General features: G+C 68.8%; 21 protein-coding genes, 1 tRNA gene and 1 other RNA gene. 10 read left to right on the top strand and 13 right to left on the bottom strand.

Annotated elements, in window-relative coordinates; genetic code table 11:
* Window positions 1-106: 106 nt before the first annotated feature.
* Both F784_RS0109380 and F784_RS0109375 read right to left on the bottom strand, forming a co-directional pair.
* Complete coding sequence (locus F784_RS0109380) at window positions 107-622, bottom strand: hypothetical protein (protein WP_019586475.1); 516 nt, start codon at window positions 620-622, stop codon at window positions 107-109.
* Between the two features lie 181 nt (window positions 623-803).
* Window positions 804-1,838: an AfsR/SARP family transcriptional regulator gene (locus tag F784_RS0109375; protein WP_026332386.1), complete on the bottom strand. Its 1,035-nt coding sequence runs from the start codon at window positions 1,836-1,838 to the stop codon at window positions 804-806.
* Between the two features lie 99 nt (window positions 1,839-1,937).
* On the opposite strand from F784_RS0109375, the gene F784_RS0109370 reads away from it, so the two are divergent.
* Window positions 1,938-3,422, top strand: coding sequence for an amidohydrolase (locus F784_RS0109370; RefSeq protein WP_040382888.1), 1,485 nt, complete (start codon window positions 1,938-1,940; stop codon window positions 3,420-3,422).
* Between the two features lie 584 nt (window positions 3,423-4,006).
* Here F784_RS0109370 and F784_RS0109365 read toward each other — a convergent pair.
* The 4 genes from F784_RS0109365 to F784_RS0109350 all read right to left on the bottom strand — a co-directional run bounded on the left by F784_RS0109365 (window position 4,007) and on the right by F784_RS0109350 (window position 8,259).
* Window positions 4,007-4,741: a YebC/PmpR family DNA-binding transcriptional regulator gene (locus F784_RS0109365; RefSeq protein WP_019586472.1), complete on the bottom strand. Its 735-nt coding sequence runs from the start codon at window positions 4,739-4,741 to the stop codon at window positions 4,007-4,009.
* Between the two features lie 361 nt (window positions 4,742-5,102).
* On the bottom strand, window positions 5,103-5,684 hold the full coding sequence (locus F784_RS0109360) for a GNAT family N-acetyltransferase (protein WP_019586471.1): 582 nt from the start codon (window positions 5,682-5,684) through the stop codon (window positions 5,103-5,105).
* 25 nt (window positions 5,685-5,709) lie between these two features.
* Window positions 5,710-6,447: a carbonic anhydrase gene (locus F784_RS0109355; RefSeq protein ID WP_019586470.1), complete on the bottom strand. Its 738-nt coding sequence runs from the start codon at window positions 6,445-6,447 to the stop codon at window positions 5,710-5,712.
* A gap of 324 nt (window positions 6,448-6,771) precedes the next feature.
* Window positions 6,772-8,259: an NADP-dependent isocitrate dehydrogenase gene (locus F784_RS0109350; protein WP_019586469.1), complete on the bottom strand. Its 1,488-nt coding sequence runs from the start codon at window positions 8,257-8,259 to the stop codon at window positions 6,772-6,774.
* Between the two features lie 114 nt (window positions 8,260-8,373).
* On the opposite strand from F784_RS0109350, the gene F784_RS22760 reads away from it, so the two are divergent.
* Genes F784_RS22760 through F784_RS0109335 form a run of 3 tightly spaced genes read left to right on the top strand, consistent with a single transcriptional unit; the run spans window position 8,374 to window position 10,189 of the window.
* Window positions 8,374-8,781, top strand: a complete 408-nt coding sequence (locus F784_RS22760; protein WP_019586468.1) for a helix-turn-helix transcriptional regulator — start codon at window positions 8,374-8,376, stop codon at window positions 8,779-8,781.
* Between the two features lie 54 nt (window positions 8,782-8,835).
* On the top strand, window positions 8,836-9,216 hold the full coding sequence (locus F784_RS0109340; RefSeq protein ID WP_019586467.1) for a hypothetical protein: 381 nt from the start codon (window positions 8,836-8,838) through the stop codon (window positions 9,214-9,216).
* A 40-nt stretch (window positions 9,217-9,256) separates the two neighbouring features.
* Window positions 9,257-10,189, top strand: coding sequence for an aminoglycoside phosphotransferase family protein (locus F784_RS0109335; protein WP_019586466.1), 933 nt, complete (start codon window positions 9,257-9,259; stop codon window positions 10,187-10,189).
* A 14-nt stretch (window positions 10,190-10,203) separates the two neighbouring features.
* On the opposite strand, the gene F784_RS0109330 is transcribed toward F784_RS0109335, so the two are convergent.
* From F784_RS0109330 to F784_RS0109325, 3 genes are all read right to left on the bottom strand, one after another.
* Window positions 10,204-10,692 carry an arsinothricin resistance N-acetyltransferase ArsN1 family A gene (locus F784_RS0109330; RefSeq protein WP_019586465.1) on the bottom strand — a complete coding sequence of 163 codons (489 nt, stop codon included), beginning with the start codon at window positions 10,690-10,692 and terminating at the stop codon, window positions 10,204-10,206.
* Between the two features lie 31 nt (window positions 10,693-10,723).
* An RNA gene (gene ffs, locus F784_RS25235) (signal recognition particle sRNA small type) lies at window positions 10,724-10,822 on the bottom strand.
* Between the two features lie 85 nt (window positions 10,823-10,907).
* Window positions 10,908-10,991: transfer RNA gene (locus F784_RS0109325), tRNA-Leu, on the bottom strand.
* Window positions 10,992-11,146: 155 nt separating this feature from the next.
* Between F784_RS0109325 and rpsO the strand changes: the two genes are divergently transcribed.
* A complete protein-coding gene (gene rpsO, locus F784_RS0109320) occupies window positions 11,147-11,422 on the top strand; it encodes a 30S ribosomal protein S15 (RefSeq protein WP_019586464.1) in 276 nt (91 codons plus the stop codon).
* 50 nt (window positions 11,423-11,472) lie between these two features.
* Here rpsO and F784_RS0109315 read toward each other — a convergent pair whose 3' ends face one another.
* The gene (locus F784_RS0109315; RefSeq protein ID WP_019586463.1) at window positions 11,473-11,922 is read right to left on the bottom strand and encodes a gamma-glutamylcyclotransferase family protein; all 450 of its coding nucleotides are present in this window, start codon (window positions 11,920-11,922) and stop codon (window positions 11,473-11,475) included.
* 22 nt (window positions 11,923-11,944) lie between these two features.
* Complete coding sequence (locus F784_RS0109310; protein WP_019586462.1) at window positions 11,945-12,643, bottom strand: XRE family transcriptional regulator; 699 nt, start codon at window positions 12,641-12,643, stop codon at window positions 11,945-11,947.
* Window positions 12,644-12,791: 148 nt separating this feature from the next.
* Between F784_RS0109310 and F784_RS0109305 the strand changes: the two genes are divergently transcribed.
* The 3 genes from F784_RS0109305 to F784_RS0109295 all read left to right on the top strand — a co-directional run bounded on the left by F784_RS0109305 (window position 12,792) and on the right by F784_RS0109295 (window position 14,968).
* Window positions 12,792-13,175 (top strand): hypothetical protein, encoded by a 384-nt coding sequence (locus tag F784_RS0109305; RefSeq protein WP_019586461.1) that lies wholly within the window; start codon window positions 12,792-12,794, stop codon window positions 13,173-13,175.
* On the top strand, window positions 13,172-14,338 hold the full coding sequence (locus F784_RS0109300) for a S1C family serine protease (RefSeq protein ID WP_019586460.1): 1,167 nt from the start codon (window positions 13,172-13,174) through the stop codon (window positions 14,336-14,338). The genes F784_RS0109305 and F784_RS0109300 overlap by 4 nt, the downstream gene beginning before the upstream one ends.
* 147 nt (window positions 14,339-14,485) lie before the next feature.
* Window positions 14,486-14,968: a hypothetical protein gene (locus F784_RS0109295; RefSeq protein ID WP_019586459.1), complete on the top strand. Its 483-nt coding sequence runs from the start codon at window positions 14,486-14,488 to the stop codon at window positions 14,966-14,968.
* Between the two features lie 344 nt (window positions 14,969-15,312).
* Here the strand turns inward: F784_RS0109295 and F784_RS0109290 are convergent, their stop codons facing one another.
* Window positions 15,313-16,050, bottom strand: coding sequence for a GNAT family N-acetyltransferase (locus tag F784_RS0109290; RefSeq protein WP_019586458.1), 738 nt, complete (start codon window positions 16,048-16,050; stop codon window positions 15,313-15,315).
* 71 nt (window positions 16,051-16,121) lie between these two features.
* Here F784_RS0109290 and F784_RS0109285 point away from each other — a divergent pair, with 71 nt between their 5' ends.
* Both F784_RS0109285 and F784_RS0109280 read left to right on the top strand, forming a co-directional pair.
* Complete coding sequence (locus tag F784_RS0109285) at window positions 16,122-18,569, top strand: glutamine--tRNA ligase/YqeY domain fusion protein (RefSeq protein WP_019586457.1); 2,448 nt, start codon at window positions 16,122-16,124, stop codon at window positions 18,567-18,569.
* A gap of 179 nt (window positions 18,570-18,748) precedes the next feature.
* Window positions 18,749-19,495 carry a hypothetical protein gene (locus tag F784_RS0109280; RefSeq protein WP_157465142.1) on the top strand — a complete coding sequence of 249 codons (747 nt, stop codon included), beginning with the start codon at window positions 18,749-18,751 and terminating at the stop codon, window positions 19,493-19,495.
* 52 nt (window positions 19,496-19,547) lie between these two features.
* Here F784_RS0109280 and F784_RS0109275 read toward each other — a convergent pair whose 3' ends face one another.
* Window positions 19,548-20,942 carry a tetratricopeptide repeat protein gene (locus F784_RS0109275; RefSeq protein WP_019586455.1) on the bottom strand — a complete coding sequence of 465 codons (1,395 nt, stop codon included), beginning with the start codon at window positions 20,940-20,942 and terminating at the stop codon, window positions 19,548-19,550.
* Window positions 20,943-21,180 lie beyond the last annotated feature (238 nt).

Raw genomic sequence — 21,180 nt, 5'->3', positions numbered from 1 at the left:
CTATCAGCGGGGCTCAGGGGGCGAATCCGCCGGATGCACGGTGGGACGGAAACGAAAGCCGGGGAGGTGAGCTTCCGCTTCACCTCCCCGACCTGTGGAATTCGCGTTAGACGAACTGTCCGCCGTGCCGGGACGCCGCCGCTTCGACGACATCGGACGGAATGTTGTCCTCTACAGCCACTGCGCGGCCGCCGCCGACACCTTCATTGATCTGGTCGTAGCGGTGATCCTCGACATAGGAGCCGTCGGAGGCGCCGTCCGCGTTGGCCTCCGCCGCGCCGCCAATCGCGCCCACCGCAGCGCCCACCCCCGAGCCCAGGGCCGCCATGCCCAGGATGACGGGAACGGCGAGGCCACCCGTCGCCAGAGCGGCCGCCGCGCTGGCCACCCCAGCCACGGTGCCGACAGCCGCGCCGACCCCCGTCCCCTCAATGGCCCCCTCGCCCGCCTCCTCGGCGGCAGTCTGCCCGTCAACTGTGGTGGTCGTCTGAGTGGTCTGTGTTTCAGCCATGCGGCGGTTCAGGGTCGTCTGCCCGACTTCCGGCTGAATCACGCCCTGGGCGCGCAGGTCCTCGATAAAAGCGTCCGCCTGTTCCTTGCTGGGAAAGATGAGGTGTCGCATGTCTGGCAGTTTGAAGTCGGCCTCCCGGGGTGACGTGAGAGGACTACCAATTGGAGTTGCGGTTCGGGGTGCGGATGGGGCGCAGGGACGGGCGCCTCATCCTGCCGGACCTGGCAGCAAAATCCCCTCCCGACCAGGACGCCGGGAGGGGAACAACCACGTTTATTCAATCAATGCATCGTCAATTCAGGTCCATCGCCCACCAGGCTTCCCGCTGGGCGGCGAGGCGGGCGCGGGGGTCGCCCAGGGAGTCGAGGGCGCGGGTCAGGCCCTGCCAGTCGGACTCGCTCATGGGGTCGATGGCGAGGGCGCGTTGGTGGAAGAGGGCGGCGTCCTTGGCCCGGCCCGCGGCGCTAGCGGCCTGGGCAGCCAGGCCCAGCACGCTGAACTGCTTCTGCTCCAACCGGGCGCGCACGTCGTCCACCCAGGGGCTGTCGGCGCCGGGCAGGAAGTGGCCGTACATGCCGGTCAGCTCGCGCAGCTCCTCCAGGCCCAGGGCGCCCTGCTCGGCCTGGGCGGCGAGCAGCTCGAAGCGGTGGACATCGTAGTCGGCGCGCAGGTCCTGCGCGAGGGCGTAGCGGCGGTTGGTGCTCACTACGGCCTCGTTGCTCAGGCTGCGGCGCAACCGGTGCAGGGTGGTGTGAAAGAGACTGCTCGCCCGCGCCTCGTCCTTCTCGGGCCACAGGGCCTCGGCGGCCTCCCAGGAGGTCACCTCCTTGTGCTCCAGCAGGTAGAAGAACAGTTCCAGCGCCTTGCGCGAGACCCAAGAGACGGGGGCACCCTGCCAGACGACCTGTGCGGTCCCCAGGCCACGCGCCGACATGCCGCTCTCGCCCTGGCGGCTCAGGCCCGCCCGGCGCAACCGGGCGTCGACCGCGGTGAGCAGGTCCTGCGGGGTGAAGGGCTTGGGCAGGTAGTCGTCCGCCCCCAGATTCATGCCCCGGCGCACGTCGTCGCGCTCGGCATGGCTGGAAAGCAGCACGAAGGGCAGGTTGCTGAGCTTTTCATGAGCGCGCACCTGCTCCAGGAACTCCAGGCCGGTCATGTACGGCATCACTACGTCGCTGATCAGGAGGTCAGGGGTGAAGACCTTCAGCAGATCGAGGGCTTCCAGGGGTTGATGGGTGGTGCGGACTTCGTGTCCTGCACGCGTCAGGATCACGCTGATGAGTTTGAGGATGGCGGCGTCGTCATCCACGACCATGATCCGAGGCATGAAGTTATTTTAACGGCCAGGTGAGAAAGGGAGATATAAAACTTCACTTTGCCTTCATAGGTTAGGCTGAGGGGCGTGACCCTTCCCGACGCTGACTTGATGGTCCTTCACGCGCGCACCCTGACCCTCGACCCTGGGCGGCCACAGGCTGGGGCAGTCCTCGTCGGGGGCAGCCGGATCCTGGCTGTGGGGACCCGTGAGGAGGTCGCCGCCCTCGCCCCACGGGCGCGCGTGATCGATCACCGCGACTTGATCCTCACGCCGGGACTGGCGGAGGCGCATATCCACCTCGTCTCCTACGGCTTCTCGCTCTCGGAGCTGAACCTGCACGGTGCCCGCAGCGTGTCGGAGGTACAAGCCCGGGTGGCGCAGCGGGCGATGAACACCCCGGCGGGCACCTGGATTCGCGGCGGCGGCTTCCTGCTCAGCGAGCTGGGTCTGAACGAGTACCCAGCCGCCGCGGTCCTGGACGAGGTCAGCCCGCACCACCCGGTCCTGCTCTACTCGCGGGACCTGCACCTGAGCTGGGCGAATTCGCTCGCGCTGCGTTTGAGCGGGGTGACCGAGACCACCCCCGATCCTGAGGGCGGGAGGATCGTCCGGCCACTGGGGACGCTGCTCGAAAGCGCCAGCGAACTCGTCGCCCGCGCCCGGCCCATCCCCAGCGAGGCGGAGTACCTGGCGGCGGCGAAGGCGGGGGCGGACGATCTGGCGAGCCGTGGATACGTCAGCGCGCACACGATGGCCTTCGAGCCCCCCGAGGCGCCGCGGGCCCTCCAGACGCTCGCCACTCGGGGGGAACTGCCGCTGCGGATCTGGGCAACCCTGCCCCATGGACGCTTGGGGCATGCCCGGGAATTAGGAGTAGGCCTCAACCCCGGCGGCCTCTTCCAGTGGGGCGGGGTCAAGTTCTTCGCCGACGGGGCGCTGGGCAGCCGCACCGCCTGGCTGCACGCGCCGGGCTTTGCGGACGGCAGCGGCACCGGCATCGCCCTCGACTCCCCCGACCTGATCCGCGAACTGGGGGCCGAGGCGTTGCGGCTGGGCCTCACCCCCGTCACCCACGCCATCGGGGACCGGGCGAACACCGAGGTGCTGGATGCCTACGACGCCCTGCGCCCCCTCGCCGCCGAGAAGGGCGTGCGGCTTCGGATCGAGCACGCGCAGCACCTACGGCCGGAGGACATTCCCCGTTTCCGTGGCCTCACCGCGAGCGTCCAGCCCATCCACTTACAGGCTGACGGGGCGATGATTCGCCACCTCCTGCCACACCTCACGGAGACGAGCTACGCCTTCCGCTCGTTGCGGGACGCGGGGGCCCTGCTCGCCTTCGGGTCCGACGCCCCGGTCGCCCCGCCCGAGTACCGCGCCAACTTCGCCGCCGCCGTCACCCGCCGCGACGACGAGGGGGAGCTTCTGGCGCCCGGGGAGGCCCTGACCCAGGAGGACGTGCTGTGGGCGCACACCCGCGGCCCCGCCCTCGCCGCCGGTTGGGAGGACGAGGGAATCATCCGCCCCGGGGCAAGGGCAGCCTTTACGCTCTGGGACCGGATTGGTGGGAACGCGAGGGCACTGGTGCTGTGAAGTATGAACTCCGGTGGCGACCACGGGGTCAGGAGGTGGGCGTTTGGGTGGATGAGCTTCCTGCCCCGTTGATCCAGGAGGTTGGAGAGCTACTCCGGCTGGCTCCCGCCAATTGCCGCATTTCTTCCCGAAGGTTGGCAATCTCCCAGTGGTTCCCACTCAATAACAATCAGGCGGCTCTGATCGGCGGTGAGTTCCCCCCGGACGACACGTCCTCGTTCGCCGTCCGTTTTCCTGCCCAGTTCGCTCCTGACATGCCCCTTCCAGAGGCGACGACCGGATTTCGCGGGGGATTGCCAGCCGACCTCTTAGCGCCACTGAAGGACGGACTAACTCGTGAAGGAAAATTTCCTTCCGGCATCCTGTCCCTGAACGTAGTAGCTCACGATGCCATAGGCTCTTCCCCGCTCAGCTTCATGACATTGGGTTGGTCGTTCATGAGGCTGCTCTGTCTTGAGGACTGCCGGGAAGACACTATCCGGGCCGCAGCCTGGTGGATCAATCCACTCCAGCGTTGAACTGCAAGAAGGCGGAAGGCCTGTTGAGGGCCTTCCGCCTTTGATCTTCCTGTCCTCCGCTTACTCCTACGCCTCCACGTCCTCCGGCAGTTCGGCATTGGAATAGACGTTCTGCACATCGTCGAGGTCTTCGAGCGAATCGATTAGGGTCATGAGCTTGCGAACGTCGTCACCGCTCACAGCGACCGTGTTCGTGGGAATCATCGTGATCTGCCCGCTCTCGGGCTTGAATCCCGCCGCCGCCAGCCCGTCCTGCACGGTGTACAGGTCGTTGGGCGCGGTGCTGATCTCCAGGCCGTCCTCCGACTCCTGGATGTCCTCGGCGCCGTTCTCGATGGCGGCCTCCTGCGCGGCCTCCGAGGTGTCGGGGAGCAGGATCACGCCCTTCTTCTCGAACTGCCAGGCGACGCTGCCGTTCGTGCCCAGCGAGCCGCCGCGCTTGTTGAACACCGCGCGGATGTCGGCGACCGTGCGGTTCACGTTGTCGGTCAGCGTCTCGATGAAGATCGCTGTGCCGCCGGGGCCGTAGCCCTCGTACGTGACCTCCTTATACTCGGCTGCACCCTCCGCCGCGCCCGCCGCGCGCTTGATCGCGTTCTCGATGTTGTCGGCGGGCACCGTGTCGGCCTTGGCCGCCGCGATGGCGTTCTTCAGGCTAAGGTTGCCCGCCGGATCGCCGCTGCCGCCCGACCGGACCGCCGCCTGAATGGCGCGGATGTGCTTGGAGTACATCGCGCTGCGTTTCTTGTCGTTCGCACCCTTCTTGCGCTTAATCTGCGCCCACTTGCTGTGACCGGCCATGTTCAGTGTCTCCTTGAAAGACGCGCCTCCTCGATACCGGGGCGCGTAACAAGGGGCATTCTAGCGCGGCCCGTCCGGTGCATTTTGGAAGTCCGGTGACGGGCAGGACGCATGACAGTCTGAGGAAACGACCGAGGCACCCGTCCGCCCACGACCTCACCTCTCACAGGAAAAGGCAATGGCTGGACGCCCTGAATGTGGGGATGTGTCCAGCTCGGTGGTCCTTATGCACCCACATAAGTCTGCTGAAAAGCACGCCCAGAAGAAGCGCAAGTCGAAGGATAACCCTGGGCGCGGTGGGATAGTTCCGGCCTCGCGCCCCCTTGTCCGAAGCGCCGACTGCCCCCTCCAGGCGGGTTTTTTATTCCAGAAGCCTGATCTGGGCGCGCAGGGCGGATGTGTCCACCCGCTCCGCCGTGATCTCCATAAAGACCGTGTCGTACCGCTCCCCGCCCAGCCGCACCGTCCCCGTCCGCCGTCCGCAGACCACGAAACCGACCTTCTCGTAGGCGCGGATCGCGCGGGTGTTGAAGGAAAACACCTTGAGCAGGATGTTGTGCAGCCCCAGGTGGAAGACGCCGTACCCCACCATCAACCGCGTCGCCTCGGAGCCGGAGCCGCCTCCCCAGGCATCGGGGTCGTGAATGCTGATGCCCAGTTCGGCCGTACCGTGGCGGTGGTTGATGTCGCGCAGGTCCACGCCGCCGATCAGCCGCCCGGAGCTGCGCTCGTAAATGCCGAAGGTGACCTGCGATGGGTTGTTGCGGCTGACCACCTCGAAATACGCCTGCTCGTCCTCCAGGCTATACGACGTGCCGGAGCCGCCCAGGTACGTGGTCAGCTCCAGGTTGTGGAAGTAATGGGCGAGTTCGGGCACGTCCTCGCGGCGCAATCGGGCCAGGACGACCTGTTCGCCCGTCAGGACAGGAAGGGGGGACGGCATGGGGCCACTCTACCTGCCCGTCGGCTTAGGGCCGCAGGTCCTCTTCCTCGATCAAAAAGTCCACCGCCCCCGAGCCAATCTCGTAGTAGGCGCCGATCACCCGAATCTGCCCACGCGCCTCGGCCGCCTGGATGACGGGTTGTTCGCGCAGGCTGGCGACCTGCCAGCGGACATTGTTCAGCACCGCCTCGCGCATCCGGGCCTTCCTGTCGCGGATGGGGGGCATGTCCCGCACGCAGGGCTGAATCCGCTCGATCAGGCGGCGCAAGTTCTCGGGCTCCCGGGCGACCTGCTCCTCGGGGAGCAGCGCGGCGGCGACGGCCCCGCAGCCCTCGTGGCCCATGACCACAATCAGGCGCACGTCGAGGTGTTCGGTCGCGTACTCCAGCGTGCCCAGACCTGTTTCAGCCACCACGTTCCCCGCCACCCGCACCACGAAGAGGTCGCCCAGGCCCTGGTCGAACACGATCTCCACGGGCACCCGGCTGTCACTGCACGCCAGCACCGCTGCGAAGGGCGACTGCTCCATGATCTGCGCGCGCCGCTGGTTGGCGTCGGCCTCGGGCCGGGTTGCCCTGCCGGAGAAGAAGCGGGCGTTGCCGTCTTGCAGGGCCTGGATGGCGTCCTCCGGCGAGGCCATGCGGCCTGGGCGCAACTCCGCGATGTCCTGCATGCTGGCGCCGCGACGAATGGCGTTCAGAATCCGCCGTTCGAGGTCGGGGGCCAGGGGGGCGGGCAGCAGGTCGGACGCCGGGTCGTTCACCCGGCCATCCTAGAACGGCTGTCCTGAGAATGCCCCGTCCTGTCTGTTCCCCGTCCGGGTGACAGCCTGCGGCCTGGGGGTGGTCAGGGCCTTCGCCCCCAGGGCAAGCCTGAAGTCCGGTTCTGGCAGGGGATACCCCGGTCAACCCCCACTCAACTTTGCGGACAGCCCCACTGAGGGGGAGCCACAGCCGCTGCCCTCCAGGAACCCGGGGCCGCTGCCCCGGAGGTGGCTCACAGGGCCGGACTCACCGAGCTGTTTACAGGGGAGCCAACCGGCGGCGGTGCCAACCTGACGACGTTGCCCTTGCCCGCCTCCGCGGCCCTACTGCCCCTGCCCGGCGGTGTACCCCGGCTGGCCGTCGAAGGTGTACAGGTGCTCGGTCTTCACGAAGTCCAGCCCCACGTCCGAGACGCGGGCGAGCAGCGCCAGCACGTCCGCGTGGGTGAGGGGCCGCGCCCCCTGCCACAGGAAGCGGCAGCGCCAGTGGTCCGAGCAGGTCGTCTCGGGCAGACCCTGCGGCCAGACCTTCACGCCCCGGTTGGAGATCATGTCGAGTTTCCAGTCGGTATTGGCTGCCCTCTGAAGTTGGGTGCCCAGCACGTCTGGCTGACGGTCGGCCTCCCACCACTCCAGGAATACGTCCACGCCCACGAGCACCTTCTGGGCGCGGGGACGGGGTTTGACCTGCACCTGAATCTGGGAGGCTGCCTCGCCACTCACGGCGGGCAGGCGCTGCGGCATCTGCCCCAGGCGGTCGATGATGGCCTGCGCGAACGCCTGGGTGCCCACCCGCTGGGTCGTGTGTTCCCCCGCAATGTCCCCGGTGTGAATGCCGTCTTCCAGCGTCCGCAGCCAGGCGTTGAGCACCCGCGCAGCCACGTCCCCCTGCCCGATGTGGGTCAGCATCAGGGCCGCCGCGTTCAGCAGGCCGCTGGGGTTGGCCTTGTCCTGCCCGGCGATGTCGGGGGCACTGCCGTGAACCGCCTCGAAGAGCGCCACGCTCTGCCCGATATTCGCGCTGCCGCCCAGACCCACCGAGCCCGCCACCTCCGAGGCGATGTCGGAGAGGATGTCACCGTAGAGGTTGAGGGTCACGATCACGTCGAAAGCTTCGGGCCGGGCCCCCAGCCGCGCCGCCCCGATGTCCACGATCATGTGGTCAGCGCCCAGGTCCGGGTACTCCCGGGCCACCTCGTCGAAGACCCGGTGGAACAGGCCGTCGGTGAGCTTCATGATGTTGTCCTTGCTCATGGCCGTGACCTTGCGGCGGCCATGCGCGCGGGCGTACTCAAAGGCGTAACGGATGACCCGCTCGCAGCCGTCCCGGGTCACCAGCTTCAGGCACTGGTACACCTCGTCGGTCTGGCGGTGCTCGATCCCCGCGTACAGGTCCTCCTCGTTCTCCCGCACGATCACCAGGTCCATGCCGGGGTGGTGGGTGGCGACGAAGGGCGCATAGGCGCGGGCCGGGCGCACGTTGGCGTACAGCCCCATCGCCTTGCGGAGCGTCACGTTCACGCTCTTGTACCCGCCGCCCTGGGGGGTGGTGATCGGCCCCTTGAGCAGCACCCCGGTGCGCCGCAGAACCTCCCAGGCCTCCGGCGCGACCCCGGAGCTCACGCCGCGCAGGTAGACCTCCTGGCCCACCTCGACCGGATGGGGCTCGATGCGCGCCCCCGCCGCCTCCAACACCCGCAGCGTGGCCCCCATGATTTCGGGACCGATGCCGTCACCGGGCGCGACGGCGATGGGAGTGAGGGTGGACTGGGGCGCGTCGGCGTTCTGGGGATGGGAGGCAGTCGTGTTCATGGGTTCTCCTTGTGCAGTTCGGGGCGACTCCCCGCAGCTAAGGAGATAATAGCGAAAAATGTTTCGTGTATTTGATTTCGCCCTTTATACCGTGTACAGTCCTGGGAGGAGGAGTTGCTCAGCTCGTCCATCCCCCGGCGGGAGGACCGGCATAGACTGCTGATCCGCGCCGAACTGACCTCGCCGATTCCTACCCCACCCATGACTGACCCTGCCCCCGACAGCCAGTGGACCTTCCTGACCAACCACAGCCACGTGCTGCTGTGCCTGGTGCGGGAGCCCGACGCCACCCTGCGGCAGGTCGCCGACTTGGTCGGGATCACCGAACGCGCCGTGCAGCGCATTGTGCGGGAACTGGAGCAGGCGGGCGTTCTCACGCGCACCCGTGAGGGCCGCCGCAACAGGTACACGGTAGACCCCGGCTTCCACCTGCGTCACCCGTTGGAGGCGCACCGGACGGTCGGACACCTGCTGGCATTGTTGGAGGAGGCCCAGGCTGCGCCCCTTCCGCAGCCCGCCTAAAGGAGGGTGGGGTGCGCCCAGTCCCGCGGGCTCTTCTTGCTTTAGGCTGAGCTCATGACGGCGCCGCTGCATCCCACCGAGGAACCCACGCTGCACGACCTGCTGGAGCGCTACGCCACCCTGCGCGACACCTTGCAGGGGCTGGAGCTGGAACGGGACGCCCTGGCCGCTCAGATCAAGGCCGCGCTCACCTCGGGGGCCCGCGCCGAGACCGACCTGTACCGCGCGGAACTGAAGGTCTCGCGCCGGGTCGAGTATCCGGTCGATCACTTCCGGGACGTGTTCGGCGACGCCGCTGCCCTGGAAGTCGCCGTGATCGACCGCAAGAAGGCGGAGACACTGGCGAAATCGGGCGACCTCGACCCCGAGCGGCTGCGCGAACTGGCGGTGGTGAAGGAGACGCAGTCGCTGGTCCTGATTCCGAAGACGCGCTGAGACCGGGGGAGTTGTGAACCTGGAAGGCGCTGGTCCTGTCATGGCACAACCCGTCGTGCGGGCCTATGCGGAAAGCCTGGGCGCTCCCGGCCGCCGCTGGCTCGATTCACTGCCCCGTGCCGTCCAGCAGCAATGCCGCGAGTGGGGCTTACGGCTGGGCGAGGCGCTCCCCGGAGGAAGCCGTTCCTACGTCTGCCGGGTGACCACTGCGGACGGCGGGCGGGCCGTCCTCAAACTGGCCCTGCCGGAACCCATCCTGAACACGCAGATAGCAACGCTGGTGGCCGCGCGGGGACAAGGCTACGTGCAGGTACTCGCCCATGACCCTGGCCGGGGTGCGCTCCTGATGGAAGCCCTCGGGCCGCCGATTGAGGAATCGCTGGACGATGTGCCCGCCGTGCTGCCCGTTCTGGTCGGGACGCTGATGCAGGCCTGGCGGGGAACGGCCGAACTCGCCCGGTCCCTGCCGGAGCCGTCCGAGCACAAGGCCGCCGGGCTGCTCGCCCTGGTGCGTGACTCGGTGCGGCAGGAGGAGGACCCCGCCCTGCACGCCGTGGCCGATCAGGCGGTGCGCTATGCCCGGGAACGCCTGGCGGCCCATGATCCTGCCCGGCAGGTTCTGGTTCACGGCGACCCCCACGTGGGGAATCTGCTGCCCGTCGAGGCCAGCCGTCCGGGCGCCGAGACCGGCCACGTGTTCGTGGACCCGGAGGGCTTTCTGTGCGAACCGGAGTACGACCTCGGGGTCGCTTTGAGAGGCTGGAACGGGCGTCTTCTGGCCTCGGCCGACCCCCACTCGGAGGTGCGCGCCTGGTGCGGGGCGGTGGCGCGGGCGACGGGGACGGAGGCCGAGGCCGTCTGGCAGTGGGCCTACCTGGAGCGGGTCTCGACCGGGCTCTTTTTGAAGCGTCACGGCCTCACCCGGGTGGGCGCTCCCTTCCTGGAGGTGGCGCGCCGACTTCTCCCCGTCTGAGGAGGAATATTCCTTCACCCGTCCAGCAAGGCCTCCACGACCACCACATCGCGCCACTCACCGTCCAGCCGGGCGTGGCGGTACTGAAGGCCGACCTCGCGGAAGCCGCAGCGCAGGTGCAGTCGGCGGCTGGGTTCGTTGTCCGCGAAGATGCGGCTGGTGAGCTTGTGGAGCCCGGCCTGCCGTGCAGCAACCATCAGGGCACGCAGGGCCGCCTCGCCGTACCCCTGTCCCCGGGCCTCCCGCGCGACATAGACGCCGTGATCCCCGATGGTCGCGTAGGCCGGGCGGGTGCTGTAGGGGCTGCTCCAGGCAAAGGCCACGACGTTCCCGGCATCATCCATCACGACGACGGCGGGCTGCGGACCGACCAGCCTCTCGCGCACCTCCGCCTCGCCGCGCTCCCGCGTCTCGAAGGTCGCCACCCGGTCCCGGATGCCCTGGTTGTAGATGCGGGTGATGGCGGGAGCGTCGTCCGGCGTGGCCGCCCGGGTACGGGTCATGCCCGATGGTGGCACGTCAGGGCACAAAAAAGCATTGCCGGTGAGCAGCGGCACCCGGAAATCATCCCTTATGGCTGCTGCCTTCCGGCCCTGACCAGGTTCAGGCGTTCCCGCTGCGCTGCGCCAGCAATGCGACGCGGAGTGTAGCACACGGCGGCGGGGTGGACAGGGCAGCCAAAGCAAACCGCCGGAGCGGTGAACTCCGGCGGTGCTTATGGTGCTCGGGATGGGACTTGAACCCACACAGGAAACCTACACGCCCCTCAAACGTGCGCGTCTACCAATTCCGCCACCCGAGCAGGGTGAAGGGCGAAAGAGATACTAGGGGGGAGGGCGCCTCTTGTCAAGGCCCAGATTCGTGCTAAGCTCCCCTCTGCCGCCGCGAGCGGTGGGGCCCGGCTGTCTTTTTGCCCCGGCTGCCGCGAGCGGGACTTCATAACAAGAGAGGTACCACGTGATCGACAAAAAGCAGACCATTCAGACCTACGCCAAGAGCAGCAACGACACCGGCAGCACCGCCGTGCAGGTGGCGCTCCTGACCGAGCGCATCAACAACCTGTCGCGCCACCTGACCGAAAACCAGAAGGACAAGCACGGCCAGCGCGGCCTGCAACTCCTGAACGGCCAGCGCCGCCGCCTCCTGAAGTACCTGGAGCGCACCAGCTACGACGAGTACATCGCCCTGACGGATCGCCTGAACATCCGCCGCGGCCAGCGCGTCATCCGCTGAGACCCGCTCTCCCACGCCACCCTGGACCTTCCGGGGTGGTTTTTTCTTGGCTAGCGGTCACCCGGACGGGGCCTCGTTCGGTCCGGTAGATGGCGCCAGTCACCCCCCGGGACGGGAACCACCCCCGGCTGGTCCAGGCGTCCAGCAGCGGCATACACGTACACCCAGACTGGGACACTTCCACCCCCGTCCAGCCTGACCGTCACGCACTCGCGGGTGTACAGCGGCGGTGTCTCGTGGACCCCCTCCAGCGCGTCCAGGAAAGGTAGGGCGCGGTCCCAGCCGTCCTGGGGGTAGGTCAGGACGTAGCCGCGCACCTGCTCCCCGGGTTGTCCCGGCACGATGACGGGATACGCTTCGGGAAGGAGATGCAGCAGCCGGAAGCCGGGCAGGCGGGCGGGGGCAGCCTCGAACGGACCACCCCGCGCGGCCACACCGGCGTTGCGCTCGCCGGGCATCAGGGTGCCGTACACGAAGACGCGGGTCAGGGGGTCGGCCATGCGCCCCAGGGTAACTCCCCGTCTACAGGCGCGTTCCGCGCGGCTGGTGGAAGTACACCCGGCCCACGATGGTCGCCTCCTCCGGGCGCACCGGGGGATGATCGGGGTTGTCGCTGGTGAGCCAGACGTGATCGCCGTAGCGCCGCAGCCGCTTGACGGTCAGGCCCAGGCCGGTCACGTGCAGCACATACACCCGGCCCTCGCGCAGGTCGAGGTCGCCGGGGTCCACGTAGACGCGGTCGCCCGGGCGGATACCGCCGCCCCCCGGCTCGGTCATGGAGTCGCCCTGGACCTCCAGCACCAGCATGCCGGGGCGGTGCTCGCGCGCGGGGACGAGTTCGATGTCGATGACGCTGCTGGAATCCTCCGTCAGCGGCAGACCCGCCGTGGCGAGGGCACGCACCGGCACGCGGAACAGTTCGAGGGCGGTGAGTGCGTCGTCGCTGCTTTCCCGCGAGAGGAGCGGCAGCCCGGTCCGCGCCACCCACTCGCCCGCGCTGATCTCCAGCGCCCGCCGCAGCGCGTCCTGCCGGGCGGGCGTGAGGGCGTCCAGGGGCCGCACTCCCCGTTCCAGGCGGCTGAGGTAGGGCTGCGTGACTGTGCCCGCCTCGCCGCCGTGGAGCGCCGTGCGCCGCGCCACCTCGTCCTGCCGCAGCCCCAGCGCGCCCCGCCGCTCGCGCAGCCAGGCGGACAGATCGGCAAGGGGAGAAGAGGAAGTCATGGGACCAGTCTACGGTGTGAGGATTCGCACAACTGGAATTCCAGACCTTGACTCTATGACTCCCGTCATATTATGCTTTTGACGTATTCGACCTGGGTTTTTCTCCTCCCGTTCCGCCTTTCCGTCCCCTTTGCCAGAGGAGGTTTCCATGACCGACCCCACCCCCCTTTCCGGCATCGCGCCGCTGCTGGGCGTCGCCTTTGCCGCGGGCGCTGTGACGCAACTCGCGCGGCAGCTCGCCCGCGTCACCCTGCCCCGGTTGCGGCAGGTAGCGGCCCTCTCCATGGCGGCGGGCATCGCGGCCCTGACGGTGACGGCGCTGCTGACAGTGTTCATGCGGCCCGCGCCCGCCCCGGCGCTGCTGCTGGCGGCGGCCTGCGTGATCGGCTGGAGTGGCCCCGGCATCCTGACGCGGCTGAGCGCCCTGATCGAGCGCAAACTGGGGCTGCCCTCCGTCCCCCGGCACCGTTGGTTCAGGAACGGAACTCGCGGCACATACGTGTCCCGCCCCAGCGATCACACTGAGGCATGAACGCAGCCTGGAGGGCCGCCACGCGCGGTCTGACCCTGTCGCTGGCGCTGCTGCTCAGCGGCGCCACCGTTTCCGCCCAGACCGCCGCCCCCACGACCCCTGCCCAGCGGCAGGCGAACACTCCCGCTCCCCTCAGTGCCAGCGAGACCGCGAGCCTGCGCGCCCTGTACCAGAAGCTGCGCCCCGCGACCCTGCGGATTGAGGACTGCCCTCCGAATGACTGTACCGAGCCCGACGGCGTGGGCACCGCCTTCCTGATCGGTGACGGGTACGCCCTGACCGCCTACCACGTGGTCTTCGAGGCCCAGCGCCTGAGCGCCGTGACACTCGACAAGAAGCGCTATACCGTGCAGGTGATCGGCTACGACGACCAGGCCGACCTCGCCCTGTTGAAGGTGAACGTGCCTGCTGGCACACCCTCCATGCCGCTTGCCGCCGCTCGCCCCGCCGTGGGTGATCCGGCGCTCGCCATCGGGAATGGGGGCGGCGCCTTCCTGACCCCCAAGACCGGGCGCCTGACCGGTCTGGACAGCGACGCCGGACGCGCGGACTTCCCACCCGGCACGCTGGAGCTGAACGCGCAGCTTATCCCGGGAGACAGCGGCGGGCCGATCATCAACGCCCGCGGCGAGGTGATGGGCGTGGTGAGCTACATCAGCGTGGGCGGGTCCAGACGGGGAATCGGTGCTCCCAGTGGCGGGGCGGGGAACATCACCGCCTATGCTGTCCCCGTCACGCGCACGAGTCAGGCCCTCGCCGATCTCCGTAAAGGGGTGAAGCGGGACGCCCCCGTGATTGGTATCGGCCTCGACAACCGCCTGGACTTCGCCTTTGCATTGCCCGCCGAGAACTTCAAGGAGTTCAGCGACGCCTTCGACCTCGACCTGGGGACTACGCCGGGCGCTTTCTTCACTTCGGTCTCGCAGGGCAGCCCCGCCTCCCGCGCAGGTCTGCAACCCCTCGCCTTCGATCAGAACGGCAAGCGCACCTCGGGTGACATCGTGACCGCCGTCAATGGCCGCGCCATCGCCAACTTCTCCGACTTCCAGTACGCCGTCCGCCGCTACCAGCCCGGTCAGACGGTCACCCTCACAGTGCTGCGGGGCGGCAAGAAGATCGAGGTCAAGCTGACCCTGGCGGCGCGCACTGAAGTTCGCAACTGAGGAGTGTTCCGCTCGGCCAGGGAGGAGGGGGTTTTCCCCCTCCTTCTGCCTTTCTGACGGGCGTCGTTCTGTTCCCGCTCGAAAGCTCTTCAAGCCTTAAGCCTAAGAGGGCTTGACAATTCTGCCAAAAACAGAACAATACGGGTTATGGATACACTGCTGAAGAAAGCGGGGGCGATGCTCGCGCACCTCGACCTGTTCACGCACATGCTGCACCTGCGGGGGCTGCTGCAACTCGCTGCCCACATGGAGGAACGGGGCGACCGGGTCACGCTGATCTCGCCCGAGGCGATCACGCTGGTGGGTAGCGACATGACCACCGACCCCAGCGTCACCACCAGCAAGGGGGCGACCATCGAGGCGGGCAATGCCTACAGCGTGCTGCGGACGCTCAAGGGTCACGACGCGCCCGAGTATGCCGTCACGCGGGAGGAACTCAAGGCGCTCAACGCCCGGGCCGTCGCAGAGCTGGAGGCGAGTGACGCGATGCGGGCGTTTGGGGACACGCTGGTGCGGATCGGCGTTCCTGCCGTCGCGGGTGCTGCGGCTGCGGAGGCGGCGCCGGAGCGTCCGGCCCGTGGTCGGCGTGGGGCTGAGGCGGAGGCGGGGAACGAGCAGCCTGCGGCGTAAAGGTCTACTTTCGCATCACGCTTCCGGTTGGGGGCGTGATGTTTTTTTGGGGCCGGGCATCTTGCCCTCGTTTGCCCCACCCCCAGTCCCTACCCTCAGAGGGGGCAGGGGAGCTTCCCGCTGCGCTCGGCAAAGGGCTCGCCCGCCCCGCCTGGGGTCGTTTCTCCTGACGAAGGTTTGACCCTGCTGTGTACCCAGCCGCGTGCCCACCGTCTCACTGCGAGAGCAAGGCGGGTGAAGGCCGTGCGAGAACCAGCGACTTGTGGCGATTGGCCGTCCACAAGAGACGGTTTTTAAAGAGCTGAAGCTTTGGCGCTGTCACTCCTCCCCCTTGCGGGGGAGGTTTACTGCTCCACCCCCTTCCCCTGCCAGTACCTCGGCGTCTCGGTCGCGGGCAGGAGGGCCAGGGTGTCGCTTCCAGCGCGCTCGGCCAGGGCTTCGGCTTCTCTCCGGGCGCGGCTCTGGCCCAGCCAGCCGGACCAGTAGGCGCGGAGGGTGGAGGTTACCAGGCGGGTGGGTACGGTACTCGCGCCATCCAGCGGGTCGTAGATCAGGTCAAGGTCGGTCAGGGGGCCGCCATTTGGGCCGCCCACGGGTTGCCAGTAGGGCACGTCCACGGTTCGGTAACCCAGGGCGTGCAGGGCGCGTCGTCGCGCGACCGGGTCGGTGCCCACCCGGGCTTCGGCCTCGCGGTCGGCGGCGTCCTCGCGTCCGGGAAAGACGCTGTCGGCGAAGAGGCCCTTCAGGCCGTGGGCGCGGATGTCCTCCAGCCGTGCCTCGTGCAGGGCGCGGCTGACGCCCCGGCCCCGCGCGTCCCTCGCCACGGCGACGAAAGAGCTGAAGCCCGCCTCGGGCAGCAGGTGGTAGACGGTGCCGCCCAGCACCTGCCCCGCGGCGTTCTCGGCGACCAGAATTCGGTCGCGCCGCTCTCCCCGGCCCCCGCCCGCCACGAGGTGCGGAAAGGCGGCGGGGGGGATCAGCATGTCGGGCGCGTAGTAGCTCTGTTCCTGTATCCGGCCGAACGCGGCCAGCGCCGGGTCGTCGGGGTCGGTCACGCGGCGGACGGTGACGGGCAGGGTCATGGAGCCACCGTAGCGCCCGGGCCTCATGCAGACCGTGAGGGCGGCGGCAGGGGGAACGCTATCCTGGCCCCATGACGGCCCCCGATTCTTCCTCCAGCACGGCCCTGCCCAGCGACGTGGGCAGGGGTGAGGGGGCTTCCGGCTCCCACGTGGCCCCCAACTTCATCACTGAGATCATGGAGCGCGACCTGGGCAGCGGGAAATACCCGCAGATCGTGACCCGCTTTCCGCCCGAGCCCAACGGCTACATGCACCTGGGCCACGCCTTCGCATGCTCGCTCGACTTCGGCACGGCGCTCGACTTCGGCGGGCGCTGTCACCTGCGCCTAGACGACACCAACCCCGAGGCCGAGAGCATGGAGTTCGCTGAGGGGCTGATGCGGGACGTGCGCTGGCTGGGGTGGGACTGGGGGGATCACCTCTACTTCGCTTCGGACGACTACGAGCGCTACTACGGGTACGCCGAGGAACTCATCGGGCGCGGGCTGGCCTACGTCGACAGCGTGAGCCAGGAGGAGATGTCGCGGCTGCGCGGCACGGTGGATACCCCGGGCACGCCGAGCCCCTACCGCGACCGCACGCCGGAGGAGAACCTCGACCTGTTCCGCCGGATGCGTGCGGGAGAGTTCCGGGAGGGCGAGCACGTCCTTAGGGCCAAGATTGACCTCGCCAGCCCCAACATGAAGCTGCGCGACCCGGTGCTGTACCGCATCATGTACGCCGAGCACTACCGCACGGGGAACGACTGGTGCATCTACCCGATGTACGACTTCCAGCATCCCCTCCAGGACGCGATGGAGGGCGTGACGCACAGCCTGTGCAGCCTGGAGTACGTGGACAACCGCGCGATCTACGACTGGCTGATGGAGCAGCTCTTCGCCGGAAAGCCCCGCCCGCACCAGTACGAGTTCGGGCGCCGCAGCCTGGAATACACCATCGTGAGCAAGCGCAAGCTGCGCCGCCTCGTCGAGGAAGGCTTCGTGACCGGCTGGGACGATCCGCGCATGCCGACCATCGCGGCGCAGCGGCGGCGGGGCGTGACCGCCGAGGCCATCCGCGCCTTCGCCTCGCAGATCGGGGTGAGCCGCACGAACCGCACGGTGGACATCGCCCTGTACGAGCACGCCGTGCGCGACGACCTGAACCACAGGGCGCCGCGCGTGATGGCCGTCCTTGACCCCGTGCGGGTGATGATTGGCAACCTCCCGGAAGGGGAGACGCGCCTCCTCTCCCTCCCGTACTGGCCCCACGACGTAATTCGCGACTCGCCGGACGGTCTGGTGGCCCTGCCGACCGGCGAGCGGGTGGCGCCGGAGCAGGCCGTGCGGGGCGTCCCCCTCACCCGCGAGCTGTACATCGAGCGCGAGGACTTCTCTCTCGATCCTCCGAAGGGCTACAAGCGGCTGACGAGGGGCGGTACGGTGCGGCTGCGCGGCGCGGGGATCATCCGGGCGGACGAGGTGGAGACGGACGCGCAGGGGAACGTCACGGCGATCCACGCCACCCTGCTCGGCGAGGACGCGAAGGCCGCTGGGGTGATCCACTGGGTGAGCGCCGGTCAGGCCGTTCCCGCCGAGTTCCGCCTGTACGACCGCCTCTTCCGCGTGGCGCATCCCGAGGGCGAGAACCCCGACGATATCCTCCCGCCCTTCGACCCCGAGCGCATGAGCCACGAGAACGAGGCGGCCCCGGTAGACGTGGGCTTCCTGCGCTACCTCAACCCCCACAGCCTGCGGGTGATGCGCGGCGTTGTGGAGCCCAGCGTGGCGGATGACCCGGCGAATACCCGCTACCAGTTCGAGCGGCAGGGCTACTTCTGGCGCGATCCGGTGGACAGCCGGGAGGGAGCGCTCGTCTTCGGCCGGATCATGACCCTCAAGGATACCTGGGCGAAGGAGGTGGGGAAGGCGGAAGGCGCGAGGCCGAAAGCCGAGGCGCCGAAGGTTGAAGCCCCGCAGGCGGCGGGTCCCAAGCCCCACGCTGTCTCCCTCACCCCCGAGCAGGATGCAGAGGTCGCTCGCCTGACAGCTCAGGGCGTCGCGGAGGCGGACGCGCGCACGCTCGCGCGGGACGCGGTCCTGGGGGAATTCTTTGTGGGGGCCAATGCTGGTAAGCACGCCGCACAGGTCGCGGCCTGGATCGTGAACGACCTCGCCCCCGGCCTGCGTTCGGGCGAGAGCCGCCTTGCCGCCGCCGACCTGCCCGCGCTCGCCGCTCTCCTGGCGGGGGGACAGATCAGCACCCGCATCGCCAAGGAAGTCCTCGCCCGCGCCGCCGAATCTGGCGAGGCGCCTGCCGCCATCGTGGAGCGCGAGGGCCTGCGCGTGGTGACGGATACGGGAGCGATTGAGGCCGCCATCCGCGAGGTCATGAGCGCCAACCCCGACAAGGTGGAGGCGTACCGGGGCGGCAAGACGGGGTTGATGGGCTTCTTCACCGGCCAGGTGATGCGGGCGACCGGGGGCAAGGCGGACCCGAAGGTGGTCGCCGAGCGGCTGGGAGCGGCGCTGAAGGGCTAATCTCTCCGCCATTTCACCAGCCCGCCACCCTGCCAGGTAGCGCATGTGGGGCGGCGGGCTTCCTTTTACCCTGGGCGGGTAGGAAATCCAGCCTGGAGGTGTCCTCATGTCCCGAAAAGCCAGTTCCGAGTCGGCCCCAGCTTTCGCCCTCTCCCTGTCTTCCCGAGGTTCTTATGGGCATGTTCCTCGGCCTGGAGCGGTCCTTCGCGCGGCTTGAGCAGCGTGTGAAGGTCGTTCCGGCCCTCTCCCGCCGGGGCTTTCCGCTCCCGACTTTCGACATCAATGTGGCGCGTGACCGTCATGGCGAGCACTTCCTGGTGCGGTTGCCGGAGGACGGCGCCCCCGAGCTGAGCGTCCTCGACGTGCAGCCGGGGCTGCGGCAACTCCTGCTGTTGGCCCGCACGCCGGGGCGCAAGGACAAGTTCCTGTGCGGCTTCGACGAGCGCCACCTCTTCACCGCCGCCGTGCCCGGCGAGGGGGTGCGCGATGTGGTCACCGCCATGCGCGCCCTCAAGCCCCCCGCCGTCCGCGCCGAGGAGGACTGCCTGTGCGGCCCCGCCATCGCCTGCGCCGCCACAACGCCGCCTCGCTGCGGCAGGGCGAGTGGTTCTTCGTGCCCGCCCCCGAGGTGGTCATCCCCGCCGAGCGCCTGCGCGGAGGCGGCCCGTCTTGGTGGTGAGATGGTGTACGTCTCGCGCCGCCACCGCCAGCCCCTCACGTCCGCTCAGTACGAGCACCTGATCTGGCGCAACCCCAACACCCGGACCTGGAACTGGCAGACACGGGTGCGGAACCCGGAGCTGTACGTACGCGGCGAGGTCCGCCATCCCGACCACGCGACCCTCTGGCTACCTGGCTGGCACCGCGTCCTGATGAACACCGAGGGCGAAGCGCCCGGTGCACCTTTCGTGGCCTTTCTGGACTAAGGCCGGACAATGGAGAAGGCCAGGCGGTGGAATGCCTGGCCTCCCCTTTTCCTCAGTTCAGCATCCGCCCGCTCTTCTCGCCCATCAGCGTCTGCGCCTTATTCAGATAATCCTGCAGGGTGCCGTACCAGTCGTCACTCTCGGGGGTGTATTCCAGCGCCTGCTGGGCGTGGGCATAGGCGGCGGCGGGGTCGCGGAAGCCCTGCTGGGCCATCACGTCGGCGGCCATCTGGTGCCCGGTGATCCAGTCGCGGCTGTGCGGGGCCGCCTCGCGCACCACCCGCTCGTAGTGGTCCAGCGCCTCGTCAAGGTGGTAGTAGTCGAGCGCCACGCTGCCCAGCACCAGGCTGGCGGGTACGACCGCCCCCTGCGCGAGCGCCTGCTCGGCGGCGGTCTGCGCCTCCTGCAAGCGCCCCAGCCGGTAATCGCACTCGGCAAGATCGGCCAGGACCTCGGGCGCGTAGGGGTAGTCGGGATCGGCGAGGACGGCTTCCAGCCGCTCGCGGGCCTCCACCGGGCGGTCGAGGTCGAGCAGGGCTACCCCGAGTTCGTGCAGCGCGTAGGGGCGGTCGGCGTCGGTGGCGAGCGTCAGGGCCCGCTCGAAGTGCTGCAGGGCCTCTTCGTGCTGGCCGAGGTGCGTCATGACCTGGCCCCAGACGAGGGCCACGCCGTAGCTCGGGTCGCCGTGGGCGCGTTCCAGCCGGTCGGCCTCACGGATGCTGGAGAGCGCCTCCTCGGGCTTGCCGAGGTTGAGGAGAGCCTGCGCCTGGAGGTAATGCCAGGTGGCGAGGTTTAGCCCCTCCTCCGGGTCGTGGCCGGTGTAGAGGGGGCGGGCCTGGTCGAGTGCCGCCTTCGCCTCCTGCGGCTGGCCGAGTTGCAGCAGCAGCGCGGCGCCCTCTTGCAGCATGATCGCGCGGTTCAGTCCGCCCGCGTGGTGCGCTGCCTCCGCGTACAGGTGCGCGGCCTCCTGGAGGTGCCCAAGTTGCTCCTCGCAGTCGGCCTGCCAGCTCCTGAGCCGCCAGCGCAGGTGTTCGGGCAGCTCGGCCACGGGCAGGTGAACGTCGAGCGCGGCCTGGGGCTGCTCGGCCAGGGCGAGGGCCGCGACGGCGTGGTAGCGGGTCAGGGGGTCGGCGGCCTCGCGCACGGCGGGCGGGGGAGGCGCGGCATCGGGGCCGCGGGTGCGGGCGTCGAGTTCGGCACTCAGGGCGAGGTACAGCGGGTCCTCGCGTAGGCCGGAGTTCAGGGTGCGGGCCTCGCGCAGGGCCGCGCCGATCTCGGCGGTGTCCCCGTACAGGGCGTGGACGCTGGCGAGGTACAGCGCAATCCGCGCCTGCTCGGGCTTGCGGGCCTCGTGCATGGCGCCTTCCAACACGCCGAATGCCACGTCATAGTCGCCCCCCGCGAGCGCCGTGCAAGCCTGCTGCCAGGTGGTGGCGACGTCGATCATCACCCCTCAGAATAGCGCGGGCAGGAGAAGGGGCGTCAGGTGTGCCGCACGAAGACGGGCCGCCTTTACCGCCCACCTCCCCCTTTCAGCGGTTGCCGGGAAACTACCGGCTCAGGCCGCCTGGACCCACCCTTGTGTTCAACATCCTGACCGCCCCACTGGCCGTGCTAGTCAGGCGCCGACCCCCCCGGCCCCATGACCGTCCCTGTTCAAAGTTGGGCGACATTAAAGCCCAAGG

Origin of the sequence: Deinococcus apachensis DSM 19763 (assembly GCF_000381345.1) — a bacterium.
GTDB lineage: Bacteria > Deinococcota > Deinococci > Deinococcales > Deinococcaceae > Deinococcus > Deinococcus apachensis.
Note: the sequence above shows the minus strand (reverse complement) of the source record. Positions and strands in the feature narration are given on the sequence as shown.

Excerpts from the sequence above, each read along its gene's own strand:
- F784_RS0109310 (WP_019586462.1), bottom strand. The coding sequence starts at position 12,643 with ATGACTTCCTCTTCTCCCCTTGCCGATCTGTCCGCCTGGCTGCGCGAG.
- F784_RS0109380 (WP_019586475.1), bottom strand. The coding sequence starts at position 622 with ATGCGACACCTCATCTTTCCCAGCAAGGAACAGGCGGACGCTTTTATC.
- F784_RS0109350 (WP_019586469.1), bottom strand. The coding sequence starts at position 8,259 with ATGAACACGACTGCCTCCCATCCCCAGAACGCCGACGCGCCCCAGTCC.
- F784_RS0109295 (WP_019586459.1), top strand. The coding sequence starts at position 14,486 with ATGGATACACTGCTGAAGAAAGCGGGGGCGATGCTCGCGCACCTCGAC.
- F784_RS0109335 (WP_019586466.1), top strand. The coding sequence starts at position 9,257 with ATGGCACAACCCGTCGTGCGGGCCTATGCGGAAAGCCTGGGCGCTCCC.
- F784_RS0109275 (WP_019586455.1), bottom strand. The coding sequence starts at position 20,942 with ATGATCGACGTCGCCACCACCTGGCAGCAGGCTTGCACGGCGCTCGCG.
- F784_RS0109370 (WP_040382888.1), top strand. The coding sequence starts at position 1,938 with ATGGTCCTTCACGCGCGCACCCTGACCCTCGACCCTGGGCGGCCACAG.
- F784_RS0109290 (WP_019586458.1), bottom strand. The coding sequence starts at position 16,050 with ATGACCCTGCCCGTCACCGTCCGCCGCGTGACCGACCCCGACGACCCG.
- F784_RS0109305 (WP_019586461.1), top strand. The coding sequence starts at position 12,792 with ATGACCGACCCCACCCCCCTTTCCGGCATCGCGCCGCTGCTGGGCGTC.
- F784_RS0109360 (WP_019586471.1), bottom strand. The coding sequence starts at position 5,684 with ATGCCGTCCCCCCTTCCTGTCCTGACGGGCGAACAGGTCGTCCTGGCC.
- F784_RS0109365 (WP_019586472.1), bottom strand. The coding sequence starts at position 4,741 with ATGGCCGGTCACAGCAAGTGGGCGCAGATTAAGCGCAAGAAGGGTGCG.
- F784_RS0109280 (WP_157465142.1), top strand. The coding sequence starts at position 18,749 with ATGTTCCTCGGCCTGGAGCGGTCCTTCGCGCGGCTTGAGCAGCGTGTG.
- F784_RS0109375 (WP_026332386.1), bottom strand. The coding sequence starts at position 1,838 with ATGCCTCGGATCATGGTCGTGGATGACGACGCCGCCATCCTCAAACTC.
- F784_RS0109300 (WP_019586460.1), top strand. The coding sequence starts at position 13,172 with ATGAACGCAGCCTGGAGGGCCGCCACGCGCGGTCTGACCCTGTCGCTG.
- F784_RS0109330 (WP_019586465.1), bottom strand. The coding sequence starts at position 10,692 with ATGACCCGTACCCGGGCGGCCACGCCGGACGACGCTCCCGCCATCACC.
- F784_RS0109340 (WP_019586467.1), top strand. The coding sequence starts at position 8,836 with ATGACGGCGCCGCTGCATCCCACCGAGGAACCCACGCTGCACGACCTG.
- F784_RS0109315 (WP_019586463.1), bottom strand. The coding sequence starts at position 11,922 with ATGGCCGACCCCCTGACCCGCGTCTTCGTGTACGGCACCCTGATGCCC.
- F784_RS0109285 (WP_019586457.1), top strand. The coding sequence starts at position 16,122 with ATGACGGCCCCCGATTCTTCCTCCAGCACGGCCCTGCCCAGCGACGTG.